The organism is Acidovorax sp. 56, from assembly GCF_002749705.1.
Taxonomy (GTDB): domain Bacteria; phylum Pseudomonadota; class Gammaproteobacteria; order Burkholderiales; family Burkholderiaceae_C; genus Acidovorax.
In genome coordinates, this window is record NZ_PEEV01000001.1 from 4,127,903 (window position 1) to 4,140,491 (window position 12,589).

9 protein-coding genes are annotated in these 12,589 nt (G+C 60.0%); 3 read left to right on the forward strand and 6 right to left on the reverse strand.

Features of this window, described 5'->3' with window-relative positions:
* Positions 1–282: 282 nt before the first annotated feature.
* The gene (locus CLU88_RS18375) at positions 283–4,104 is read right to left on the reverse strand and encodes a methyltransferase domain-containing protein (RefSeq protein ID WP_099657831.1); all 3,822 of its coding nucleotides are present in this window, start codon (positions 4,102–4,104) and stop codon (positions 283–285) included.
* Here CLU88_RS18375 and CLU88_RS18380 point away from each other — a divergent pair.
* Positions 4,096–4,983: a glycosyltransferase family 2 protein gene (locus CLU88_RS18380; RefSeq protein WP_369827666.1), complete on the forward strand. Its 888-nt coding sequence runs from the start codon at positions 4,096–4,098 to the stop codon at positions 4,981–4,983. The genes CLU88_RS18375 and CLU88_RS18380 overlap by 9 nt on opposite strands.
* Positions 4,980–6,083 (forward strand): glycosyltransferase, encoded by a 1,104-nt coding sequence (locus CLU88_RS18385; protein WP_099657832.1) that lies wholly within the window; start codon positions 4,980–4,982, stop codon positions 6,081–6,083. The genes CLU88_RS18380 and CLU88_RS18385 overlap by 4 nt, the downstream gene beginning before the upstream one ends.
* A 47-nt stretch (positions 6,084–6,130) precedes the next feature.
* On the opposite strand, the gene CLU88_RS18390 is transcribed toward CLU88_RS18385, so the two are convergent.
* From CLU88_RS18390 to CLU88_RS18410, 5 genes are read right to left on the reverse strand one after another with little or no spacing between them, the layout of a single operon-like run.
* On the reverse strand, positions 6,131–7,960 hold the full coding sequence (locus CLU88_RS18390) for a nitric oxide reductase activation protein NorD (protein WP_099657833.1): 1,830 nt from the start codon (positions 7,958–7,960) through the stop codon (positions 6,131–6,133).
* Entirely contained in the window at positions 7,960–9,015 is a 1,056-nt protein-coding gene (locus CLU88_RS18395) for a 4Fe-4S binding protein (RefSeq protein WP_233205528.1), read from the reverse strand. Before CLU88_RS18395 ends, CLU88_RS18390 begins: the two co-directional genes overlap by 1 nt.
* Complete coding sequence (locus CLU88_RS18400) at positions 8,957–9,808, reverse strand: CbbQ/NirQ/NorQ/GpvN family protein (protein ID WP_099657835.1); 852 nt, start codon at positions 9,806–9,808, stop codon at positions 8,957–8,959. The genes CLU88_RS18395 and CLU88_RS18400 overlap by 59 nt, the downstream gene beginning before the upstream one ends.
* 2 nt (positions 9,809–9,810) lie before the next feature.
* A complete protein-coding gene (locus CLU88_RS18405; RefSeq protein WP_099657836.1) occupies positions 9,811–11,241 on the reverse strand; it encodes a cbb3-type cytochrome c oxidase subunit I in 1,431 nt (476 codons plus the stop codon).
* A 48-nt stretch (positions 11,242–11,289) separates the two neighbouring features.
* Complete coding sequence (locus CLU88_RS18410) at positions 11,290–11,715, reverse strand: cytochrome c (RefSeq protein ID WP_099657837.1); 426 nt, start codon at positions 11,713–11,715, stop codon at positions 11,290–11,292.
* A 268-nt stretch (positions 11,716–11,983) separates the two neighbouring features.
* Between CLU88_RS18410 and CLU88_RS18415 the strand changes: the two genes are divergently transcribed.
* Complete coding sequence (locus CLU88_RS18415) at positions 11,984–12,574, forward strand: cytochrome c oxidase subunit 3 family protein (RefSeq protein ID WP_233205529.1); 591 nt, start codon at positions 11,984–11,986, stop codon at positions 12,572–12,574.
* The last annotated feature ends 15 nt before the right edge of the window (positions 12,575–12,589 follow it).

Sequence of the window (12,589 nt, forward strand, 5' to 3'; positions counted from 1 at the left end):
CGCGATGGTGTTCACACTGCGGACCACATCGTAAAAGGCTAAATGCTCTTAAATTTATAGCTGCTAGCGCTTATTCCGTAAGCGCTAGGTGGCTAAAGCACTGCGTAGATATGCCGATGGTGCAGTGAAGCCGTGGTGGTGCGAGTCTGTGTTGCGATCTACCGCAGTTTGTTTCTGAATTGCTCATTTATTGATAGCTGCTAGCGCTTATAAAATAAGCGCTAGCAGCTACAAAGCGGTAGGCCAGCGGCTGCGGCATTACTGGGTGGCGCTGCCAGCACGCTAAGCGCGAAGCCAGTTTTTCACCCGAGTTTGCCAGTGCCGTGGAATGCACCGGGCCACGCCGCGCAAAGGGGGCAGAGAACGCAGCCACACGAGGGTTTGCAGCGCTTTGGAGCGGGTTTCTTGCGCGGGAGTTAGTGCTGGCATGTGTACCCGGAAAAAGTCCAGCGACATTTCGGTGGGCGCCAGCGGGGTGGGGGCCATGCTGCGCATGTAATCCGTGGTGTATGCCCATGCTGGAATTGCTGGCTTTGTCGTGTGATGGCGTGCAGCGGTTGCGTGCTCTACCGGTTTGGGTGAGTGTTGGGGCACAAAATTCACTTGCCGGATGTGCGTGAAAAACGCCAGCCAATCAGCAGGAGTCTGGTCCCAGTGTTCGACCCAGCTCCATTCACGGCCTTCCAGCCGCTCGGCAAATGCACCAATGTCGGGTGCCACAATGGCAAGCCCTGCTTGCAGCGCAGCACTGAGCGTGTAGCTGTAGGTTTCTGGCCACTGTGCGGGGAACCACACCAGATCTGCGCTCAACCACTCCAAAAGCTGCGGAAGCTCTTCCTCTTCATACCCTCCGTGCACCGTGAGGTGTGCTTTGGGCTGGGTCTGTAAATGGCGATATCCATACCCAAGCAAGTGGAAGTCGATGGGTGCTTTTTGTTTGGCAGCCAGTTGGGCTACGGCTTCTAGTACATCGGCACCCTTGATCGTGCTGAGTGCCCCAAGCACCACTACTTTGAGGCGTTCGCCGGAGGCAATGCCTTTGACTGAAACGGGTGGAATGGCCGATTTCAGATCTGTATGGGGTATAGCCATTACGTTGGCATCGGGGGCGAAGGCCGCTATTCTTCGCGCCGTGTCTATGCTGGGTGCAATGACATTCCGAGCGCACTGTAGAAAGCTTTGATTGGCCGCCCGCCATTGGGCCATGGTGCCCCCATCGGGTGCTGCACTGTGGTCTGGGCAGCACCCGCATTTACCGGGTTCTGGCTCTGGTGCGTAGCGATTGCTGTTATCAGTGAGTGAAATGCGTGCACAGTAGCTGTAAAAATCATGTGCCGTAAAGTCATATGCAACGCCGAGCAATGCCGGAATATCACGCACTATGGCTTGATGTCCGAGCAAATGGTGGTAATGAACGTGGCTAACACGCAAGGCTCGCAAAGCTAAAAGTAGCTCATCCAATTGAGACGGCAGCGAAAACTGCAATGCCATCGCTTCCTCTTCTGCCGCCATGCACAGCTTCACTGCTTGCCCGGGCAATGGCGTCAATGTGAGGGTATTGACCTGGTCTTGCAGATGTTTAGCAAGCTCTCGTACATGCCTGACAGTGCCTCCGGCACGATCATGCAGGATTGCCAAGACGGTTGGGCGTTGCGACGCTTGGATGCGGGCAAAATCCAATGCTGTCCGGTAGGGGCGTGCGGGGTCGGCTTGCACAAAAGCCATGACGTCGGCCTCGTAGCTTGGATGTAGCCGACGCAAAATTTCCATTGCGGCTTGTTCGCGAGGGCTTTTGCTGGCGCCGAAACTTACACCCCCGGTGTGTAGAACGAAGGTGTCCAGCAAATGTAGATTTCTCCAGCCGGCGGAGTGCGCTCGTTGGCAGAAGTCATTTTCTTCACCGTAGCCTTTGCCAAAATTGGCAACGTCGAAAAGCCCCACCCCCGTGAGGCAGTCTCGACGTATATACATACAAAACCCTACCCCCGTGGGGACATCCACCACGGCTCCAGGGTTGGTTGCTGCACACAACAGATCCAAGGTTTGAGTGGTGTGGCCATGCGGCAATTCATTGTCTTGGCAGAAATTCGGATAACTGCAAATCGTGGCATTGTTCGACAGGGGCGTGACGGACCCTACTCTTGAGTCACTGTACGCGGCTCGGCGAATGCGATCCAGCCAATCATTGGCCACTTCTGTATCGCTGTTTAGTAGCAGGACGTCATTGTCTTTGCTGAAGGCCATTCCTCGATTGACCGTCCCCACAAATCCCAGATTTGCCTCGTTTTCCAGAAGGACAATCCGATGGTCGTCGGCAGCTTTAGCGCGCAGCCATTCAGTCACCTCTGTTTCGGGGCTTGCATCATTGATCACGATCAGACGATATGGCGTCTTGTTATCGCTGGCCAATACCGTGTTGATGCATAGCTGAGTGTCTGCCAAACCGCGATAGACCGGAACGATAATGTCGACTGGGTGATTTGGCTGTGCGATAGGGGTTGCTGGCCTCTCGCTAATTGCTGGATTGGATTTTGATGGTGTCCGTCCCAACCATTGATCCAATTTCATTTTGATGTTAACCAATGGACGCGTTGCTCGGAAAACTGTGGAATTCTCTATCGACTTCAGATAAGAGGCCAAAGCATCAAATTCCTTGGACAGTTTTTGGTGCTCATAGATCAGGATTTGTCGGTGGGCAACCAGCTCTTGCTTTTCTTTTTGCATCGCAAGCTGAGATCCCTCTTTCTTTTGGAGCTCGATCGTCAGGTTTTTGAGTTGGGACTGTGTATCCCCAAGCTGGGACGCAATGTCGTCAGCGCGTTGTCGATTTTGATCCGCAAGTTTTTTTAACCCGCTGTTTTCAATCTGTAGTGGTAACACCTGGCTTGAAAGTGCGAGGTAATCCGCAGACATTGGCCATCCCATTTCGACATCAAGTGCTATGTGGGGTGAATTTTGCGTTGCTGTCGCAAGTATTTCGCTAGGAATCGATATCTGGAACCAAGGGTCATCGCCCGTCAGCAGAACCAATACGGCTCCGCTAGCAGCTGGAAGCAGTGTTTGCCAGACGATTTGTTGATGCGCCTCCACGTCTGTGGGTGTGGGTAGACCATTTGTGGGGGTCCAGCGCCATAACACTTGGTTTTGATCGCCTCGCAAGGTCAGCGCGTAAAGATGCGCGAACCCCGGACGATCTGCTGGGTCCAGCCGCAGATGTGTTGCTGGGGGGGCATTCAAATCTCTACCAGGGAGCTCAAATCTCAGTGTCTGGCGTCCCTCGCCCATGACGCCAGTGGCCGTGAGTTTCTTGTCTTCTGCATATTCACCATTGGTGCCGAGGTAAAGCTGGCTTGTGAACAGTGCTTTGGCCGTAGGCAACGGTGTTTCGCTGGGAGGCGAGATGCCGGTGTCGCTTATGGGGCGTGCAACGCCAATGAACTGGTAGGTCAGTGCATCGGGTGTTCCCAGCATGTGCCTGGCCACTGCCGGCGGCAGATTGTCAAATCGAGTTTGAAACTCGGAATCAGGCAATTCGCGAGTCACCACGTCCAACGCATCGAGTGACCAATTCTGCTCATTCAGGAATCTGGTGAGCGATCGCCGTGTGAAAAATCGCAGATGGGTCTTGTCCAGCAAACCCTCTTCGCGATAGCGAAACTCGCCTTGCAGTAGTTCTGCGATCAGGCCGCAATAGGCCGCGTTAGGCACGGAGATCAGCAACTTGCCGTCCGTGCTCAGCAGTTGCCTGCAGGCTTGCAAAATCCGTTCGGGCTTGCGCAAGTGCTCAAGTACATCTGCGCAGATGATGTAGTCGTATCGTTGACCAGAAAACATCTCCAGGAGATCGCAGGTCTCCAAATCGCTGACCTCGACCCTGCGGTAGTGAGGGCGGGCATGCTCTGCTTCGGCCTCACTCAGCGTGAGTCCGTCCATGGTGCAGCTGCGGTGCTCTTTCAAATACTGCCCGAGGGCACCACTGCCACAACCTAGATCCAGTACCACGGCTTCCGGATGCACCAGACTGGCCAGTACCGATAGCGATGTGCGTTCATCTGCCTTGATGCTGCGAAGATAAACGTGCAAGTCCTCAATTGAATGCGTCATTCTTTGATTATCGCCGTCGTGTCTGTGCTGCCGGGGCGGGATGCGTTCGATGATTGGAGTCTCATTGCGCAAAGCTGTAACAATGACGGACTTATGGCGCATGAAACATGGGCATCTACAGGGCTGGTGCTATCTCTGGTAAGCCACGGACATCGGGAGCTGGTGCAGGCGTTGCTGCAGGATTTGGCGCACTTGTGCGCAATGTCTGTTACGCGGGTCGTACTCACTCTGAATGTGCCGGAGCCGCCGCCCATTCCGCCAGCGGGGGGCTGGCCTTTTCAGTTGGATGTCCGCATGAACCAACATCCACTGGGCTTTGGTGCCAACCACAATCGTGCCCTTGAGGGGGCTTCTGAACGATTTGTCGGGGTTTTGAATCCTGATGTTGGTCTGCGTGGGCAAGATCCCTTTGTGGAAATGGTCGCCCTGGCCGGAGAACTGGGTGTTGGTTGTGTCTATCCCCAACAGGTGGATGGACTTGGGCGTTTACAGGCGGGGGAGAGGCAATTGCCCACTCCTTGGTCTTTATTACTCCGTAGGGCTTGGGGCCGAGTGGAGACCCGTGTGGACTGGGTTAATGCTGCATGTCTGGTGCTGCCTCAAAACATTTGGCAGACGTTGGGTGGCTTTGATGAATCGTATTTCATGTATTGCGAGGATGTTGATTTGAGCCTTCGCTTGCGTCTTTCGGGCAAGACTTTGGTTTGTGCACAGGCCAAGATAGAGCATGTCGGTCAGCGGGCTAGTGGGCGAAGCTTGAGGCATCTCTCGTGGCATATCCGAAGCCTTTTGAGGCTCTGGTGCTCCCCCACTTTTTGGCAGGCGCGCCAATTGTTACAGTCAGATGTAACAAGCGGGGGTAGGATCAGCCCCCCATGATTTGGTTGTCCTTTTTTGGTTTTTTGATCTCCGCCATCGTTGCTGCTGGGGTGGTGCGATGGGCGCACGACCATGCAGAGCATTACGGCGAAGGCATGCCTCAGCGGTTTCACCTAGGGCATGTGCCCCGCTTGGGCGGGCTGGCGGTTTTGCTGGGGGTGGGGGGCAGTTGGCTTTTGGGGGTGGCGCAGTCCGTATGGGGTGATCCAGGGTCTTTGCGTCTGGGGTCTGGTCTGGTGCTGTGGTGGCTGGCAGTGTTGTTGCCTGCGGCACTGGGGGGCATTGCGGAGGACATGACCCAGCGTCTTCGCGTCAGTTATCGGTTGTTTTTGACGGGGCTCTCTGGCTCGGTTGCAGTTTGGGGGCTAGGGTTGACACTGCCTCGTCTGGGACTGCCCTGGCTGGATGCCTTGTTGGCATTTGCCCCGTGGATTGGCGTGGGCATCGTTTTGCTTGCCGTGGCGGGGTTGCCGCATGCTTTCAACATCATCGACGGCTACAACGGCCTGGCGGGCATGGTGGCCTTGATCGTCTGCCTGGCGCTGGCCCATGTGGCTTTGCAGGTGGGGGACCGGGCGCTGGCGGCGCTGTTGGTGACTACGGCAGCGGCTACCGGGGGGTTTTTGATCTGGAACTATCCGCGCGGCATGTTGTTTGCCGGGGATGGGGGGGCGTACATCTGGGGGGTGGTGATCGCTTTGGCCAGCATCTCGTTGGTGCAGCGCAATGCTGACGTATCGCCCTGGTTTCCTATGCTGCTGTTGATCTACCCGGTGTGGGAAACCATTTTTTCGATCTACCGCAAAGCGGTTCGGGGCATCTCGCCGGGCGTGGCGGATGCGCTGCATTTTCACCAGCTGATTTATCGCCGCATCGTGCGGGGGGTCTTCCATGACGATGAATCCCGCCGGGTGCTGATGCGCAACAATCGCACTTCGCCGTACCTCTGGGGCTTTACCTTGCTCACCGTCGTGCCGGCGGTGCTGTTTTGGAACAACACATGGCTGCTGATGGGCTTTTGCTGCCTGTTTGTGATCAGCTATGTGTCGGCTTACTTGGCTATTGTTCGGTTCAAAGTGCCGTCTTGGTTGCGCCATTGAGGGCGTGGGTGGCGCGAATCGCCACCACAAACCAGGAGGGGGTTCCGTTAGCGGGCCAGGGTGGTCCAGGCTTGCGTCAGGTGCTTGACGAGGTCTTGGGGGCGACGCACCAGCGCATACCCTTGTGCGCCGAACAGCAGAGGCAGGTACTGGTGGGCTTCGTGGTCAATGGTCACGCAAAAAGGGCTGAGGCCTTGGGCGCGTGCCTCCTGGATGGCGTGGCGTGTGTCCTCCAGTCCGTAGCGTCCTTCGTAAATATCAATGTCGTTGGGCTTGCCGTCCGTCAACACCAGCAGCAGGCGTTGGCGTTCGGGGCGCTCTGCCAGCCGCCGCGTTGCGTCGCGTATAGCAGCGCCCATGCGGGTGTAAAAACCAGGCTTCAATGCGTCGATGCGGGTGTGCACTGCGTCGTTCCAGGGCTCGGTGAAGCCTTTGATGTGCTGGATGCGCACATGCTGCCGACGCACTGAGCTGAAGCCCAGAATCTCGAAGGCGTCTCCCGATCCTGACAGCGCCGAGCCGAACACGTAAAGCGCCTCTCGGATGACATCGATCACGCGGGCCTGCGATGTGGCATAGGCGTCGGTCGAGAGTGAGAGGTCGGCCAGCAGCAGGGTGGCCAGGCTGCGTTCGGTGCGTTGGCGTTGGGCATACACCGGGGGGGCTTCGCTGTGTTGGGCGCTGCCGCAGGATTCGCTTTGGAAGCGCACCCAGGCGTCGATGTCGATTTCGTCGCCCGAGGCCTGGGCCCTGTGCCAACGTGGGGCCGCTTGCAGGATTTCCAGGCGCCTGCGTACTTTGCGCGCGGTGGCTTTCAGGTGGGCAGGGGGGCAGTAAGGAGCGCCAACCCGGGCTACGACGCATTGAACGGCGCAATGGTCGGGCTGAAGCCGGTTGCACCGCCAGTCCCATTCAGGGGTCTTGGTTCCAGGTCCCAAGGGCAGGTCGTCGGCGCTGGCGCTGGGCAGGTCAAGGTCAAAGCGCACGCGCGATGCGGTGGTTTGCTCCGACCGCACGAGTGACAGCGTGTCCATGTCGTTGGCGGCCATGGCGGCGTTGGGGTCTGGTTCATCGTCAGTGCCGCGGTCCAGGCGCACCAGCTCGCTCCAGCTGGTCAGTGAATCTGTCTTGGCCGCCAGCAGCATGCTGTTGCGCGATGGCTTGTGCTCTGTTTTGCGGGCGCGGCGGCGGTGGGCGTCTGTGTCCAGCGGCGTGTCCTGGGGGTTGGCGGGCGTTTGCGCTGCCGCGCCAAGTGCCGAATTCTCTGCGCTGAACGTGTCCGTGGCGTTGAGCCACAGCCACACGGGCGCTACCTGCCGGGGTGTCACAAACAGGGGCGTGTGCTCTTCGCCCCGCAAGGCTGCTTGCACCGCCGCCTCCCAGGGCACGTCTTTGCCGCGCAGGCTGTGCAGGGCCGGGCGCTGAGCCAGGTGGGCGGTGACCAAGCGGTGGTGGCGCTCGCGCAGGCCGGCAAAGCGCTGCAGTGCGCGGGCCGTGGCGGCCCGGTTGTCAGCGATCCAGTCGCCCGTAGGCTCGAACACCGCTGCCAGGGCGGCCAGCCACAGGTACAGGTCGCGATTGAGCTCGGTGCGATCGAACACGCCGATGTGCGGGGGCAGTGCCAGCGTCTGGGCGTCCAGCTCGGGCAGGGCGCTGCGCAGGCCGCTACCGGCCACCTTTTGCAGCCAGCGGCGGGGGCCGCCGTGGCTGCTGGCCGCCACGGGCGCTACGCGCACGGCGGCATCCCCGCCGCCCGCACGAAAGAGCAGCGTGATGCTGCGTTGCATGTCTTGCAGTGCCACCTGGGCTTCTGTGCGTTGCGGCTCTGCCAGGTGGGTGATGGCACGGTGCCACCATTGGCCAATCCACTCTTCCATCAGGGGGCTCCATCGCGCCGTTGGCGCAGGGTCTCTCGAACGGCGTCCAGTCCAATCTGCCATTGCAGCGAGGGGGTACGCCCTTGTTCCGTTTGGGTTGTGTCGCAAGCGCTCAGGCATTGGCCGCATTGCACGCACGAAAACATCATGCGTTTGATGTTGCGCGGGTGCAGGCGCATGGGGCACGCATGGTCACAGGCGCTGCCGCGTGGGCTGTCGCAGGTTTTGCATTCGCGGGCGCGCTCGCGTGCAAAGGCCACGACCATGCCTTTGGGGTTGGCCATCCAGGCCAGGCTTTGGAACAGCCCCACCGCGCAGCCAAAGCGGCAAAACAGATGTCGGGCCAGTGTGAACTCCAGCGTAAACAGCAGCGTGCCAATGCCAATGAAGCGGGCCTGGTTGGCGGTGAGCGTGCCCGCGTACAGGTTGCCCCAGATCTCCGTGGGCGGCAAAAGGTAGGTCAATAGCGTGATGGCCCACACCAAGCCGCAGCCCAGGCAGGTGGCCAGAAACACGGGCCACCACCTTGCGTTGGGGGTGCGTGTGGGATGCGGTGTGCGTGAGGTGTCCCACAGGCTGAGCTTGCCGGTGGCGCGGTGCAGCAGGCCGTTAAGGGTCTCAACGACGGAGAAGTGTGGGCACAGCCAGCCGCAGTACACCCGTCCATACTTGTAGGCGATGCCCAGAAACACGGCCACCAGGCCCAGTGCGGGTAAAAAGCCGCGCCACAAAATGGCCCAGCCGGTTTGCATGGCACTGGCTTCGCCACGCTGAAAGGCGCCGATGCCCAAAGACCAGCGCATGCCCAGCACCCACAGCTGGGTTTCGTTCAAATCAAAGCGAAAGAGATTCAGGGACGGCGCGAGCAGGAACAAAGCCATGAAAGCGCCTTGCAGCCAGCGGCGGCGCTGCTGCAAGGGCATGGCGCGCCAGAAGTTGCGGCCACGGCCCTGCGCGCCAAGGTGCACGAGGCTGTGGCCAGCGGGGGGCTCGGTCTCAGTCTTCATCACCCACCACGGCGCGCACGACTTCGTCGAGCGCCAGGACGGTGTCATGGTCGTCGCTCAGCGCATCGACCACGGCGGCACGGCAGGCTTGCCGCAGGCCCATACCAGCAGAAGCCAGGCGGGCGGCCATGACCAGCAGGCGGGTGCTGGCGGTTTCTTCCAAGTCGTGGTCGGTGAGCCGGCGCAATGCCTGCGCCAATTGCACCAGCCTGGCCGCGATGGCGGGCGAGGCGCGCCCCTCGGTTTCCAGAATGCGACGCTCTACAGCAGGGGCAGGGTAGTCCAGCGTCAGCGCGGTAAAGCGCTGGCGCGTGCTGGGCTTGAGCCCTTTGAGCAGGTTCTGGTAGCCGGGGTTGTACGAAATCACCAGCATGAAATCTGCCGGGGCCTTGAGCTGCTCGCCTGTGCGTTCGATGGGCAGAATGCGCCGGTCGTCCGCCAGCGGGTGCAGCACCACTGTGGTGTCTTTGCGTGCCTCCACCACCTCGTCCAGGTAGACGATGGCGCCCTCGCGCACTGCGCGGGTGAGTGGGCCGTCTGCCCACACGGTGCTGCCCTGTCCGATGAGATGCCGCCCCACCAGGTCGGCGGCACTCAGGTCGTCGTGGCAGGACACGGTGATCAAAGGCCGCCCCAGGCGGGCCGCCATGTGTTCCACAAACCGGGTTTTTCCGCAGCCTGTGGGGCCCTTGATAAGCAGCGGCAGTTGCTGCGCGTGGCACTGCGCGAACAGAGCGCATTCGCTGCCCTGTTCTGCGTAGAACGGCAGCCCGGGCTGGGCTGGGCTGCTGCCGGTGCCGGCAGCAGCCACCTGGCGCTCTTGGGCGTAGGTGGCAGCCATGGTCAGGCCCGTTGCAGACGGGTACCGATGCCGACGGCCATGCCTTCTTCATCGGCCGCAGGGCCGACAAAGAAGCTGCTCAGGTAGGTCAGCAGACCCAGCAAGAACATCACGCCGCCAGCCACGCGCACCCAGTAGAAGAACACCAGCTGGTCTTGCGTGGCCATGAAGGGCATGGCGCCCGTGGTGGGCATGCGTTGCAGCCACACTTGCAGGATACCTGCGCCGCTCAGGGCCAGCACCATGACGGCCATGCCGATGCTCATGATCCAGAAGCTCCACATCTCGACGCGCTGCGCCCGCAGGGGGTTGGCCTCACGCCCGCGCAGGATGGGCATGGCGTAGCTGATGATGGCTAGCACCACCAGCACATAGGCGCCATAGAACGCCAAGTGCCCGTGTGCAGCGGTGACTTGCGAGCCGTGGGTGTAGTAGTTGACGGTGCTGAGGGTGTGGATGAAGCCCCACACGCCAGCGCCCAGGAACCCGATCACGGCGGTGCCCACAGCCCACAACACAGCGGCCTGGTTGGGGTGTTCGCGGCGGCGGCGTTGCACCATGTTGAAGGCGAACAGCGTCATCATGAAGAAGGGGATGGGTTCCATGGCAGAGAACACGCTTCCCACCCAGTGCCAGTAGCCTGGCAGGCCGATGAAGTAGAAGTGGTGGCCTGTGCCCAGAATGCCGGTGATCAGTGCGAAGGCCACGATCATGTACATCCACTTGTCGATCACTTCGCGGTCCACGCCGGTGGTCTTGACCAGCACGAACGCCAGCAGCGACGCCATGATCAGTTCCCATGTGCCTTCCACCCACAGGTGCACCACAAACCACCAGTACATCTTGTCGCGCACCAGGTTGCTGGGGTTCACAAAGCTGAACAGGAACATCAGCGCCAAGCCCCACAGGCCCATCAGCAGCACCATCGAGATGGCGGTCTTGCGGCCTTTGAGCACGGTCATGCTGATGTTGAAGAGAAAGCCCAGGGCCACAATCACGATGCCGACCTTGGTGGGCAGGGGTTGCTCCAGGAACTCCCGCCCCATCGTGGCCAGGAAGTCATTGCCGGTCATTTCTGCCAGCTTGGCATAGGGCACCAGCAAATAGCCGAGGATGGTGGCCGCACCTGCTGCCAGGAAGATCCAGAACAGGACCTTGGCAAACAAGGGGCTGTACAGCTCGGTCTCGGCCTCTTCGGGCACCATGTAATAGGCGGCGCCCATGAAGCCGAAGAGCAGCCACACAATCAGCAGATTGGTGTGGACCATGCGGGCGATGTTGAACGGGATCGCCGGGAAGAACAGGTCACCGATGACGTACTGCAGGCCCAGCGAAAGGCCGAAGACGATCTGTCCGGTGAACAGGCCCAGTGCCGCAATGAAGTAGAGCTTGGCTACCGCCTGCGACTGGTATTTAAGGGTTGCGGGTTGCATATGAGGGTCCTGAAGGGATGGATAGGACATCACGGGGAGCGCGGGCGCTCAACCTTCGATGTTGGGTGGCCACTTCTCGGTGTTGATGCCGTTCGACCAGCGCAGGAACTCCACCAGATCGTTGAGCTGATCGTCGGTGAAGTTGAACTGCGGCATCTGGCGGCGGCCCGGTGTGTTGGTGGGCATTGCCTTGATCCAGCCCTTGATGAAATCGGGGCCACGGCGCTCGTACACATTGCCCAGCTCGGGGGCAAAGTAGGCCCCTTCACCCAGCAGCGTGTGGCAGCCGATGCAATTGCGCGTTTCCCAAAGGTGCTTGCCGCGCACCACGGCGGGGGTCAACTCTGCGGCTTTGGACCGCTCGGGAATCTTGGTTTCGGTGTGGAAGATCAGCGCTGCAAACAGCAAGACGAAGAACGTGGTGCCTCCGTAGAAGATGTTGCGCGCCATCTGGCTGGTAAAGCCTTGGCTCATGGTGGGATACCTCTCTGTAGTGGGATGAGGGATACGGTACCGATCCCCCGCCGGTGGGTCGTTGATCTCTCTCAATAAGATTCATATTGTTTGAATCTTTGATTATCATACCCACACTTGCTTCGGCAATCCAGCCTTCAGGCGCATCGACAAAGCGGTTTCTGGCTGCCGCTTTGGGGGCTTGGGCGTTGGCCGCTGTGGCCCCAGGGCACCCGGGTTGCGCCCGCGTGTGCCGGATTTCGTCTGCTTTTTTTGGGGAGGTCTCACTGTGTCGTCAACATCAGCATCTGGCTTGCCGCTACCGGCGCTGCGCTTGCGGGGTGACCTGGGGGTGTGGTTGATCATCCTGGCGGAGTTGCTGACCTTTGGCATCCTGTTCGTGTCGTATGCCTTTGCCCGTGCGCGGGATGTGGCCGCGTTCAACGCCGCGCAGGCCACGCTGGACTTGCACTCCGGTGCGCTCAATACGGTGTTGCTGATCACCGGCAGCTGGTGTGTGGCCCGTGCCGTGCAGGCGGTGCGCAGCGACGCGCGGCAGCCCGGTTTGCGCTGGCTGTTGGCGGCCATGTTGTGCGGCGCAGGGTTTGTGGGCGTCAAGCTGGCCGAATACGCCGCCAAGCTGCGCGAGGGGATTGACCTCACCTCCAACACCTTCTACACGCTGTACCTCATGCTGACGGCATTCCACTTTCTGCACGTGGTGGTGGCCATGCTGGCCCTGGGCTACCTGGCGGTGCGCCTGCGCGGGGGGGCTTATGGCCGCAAGGATTTTCATGCGATGGAAACGGGCGCCGCGTTTTGGCACATGGTCGATCTGCTGTGGATCGTGCTGTTTCCGCTGGTCTACGTGTTGCGCTGAGGGCGCAAGGAGCTT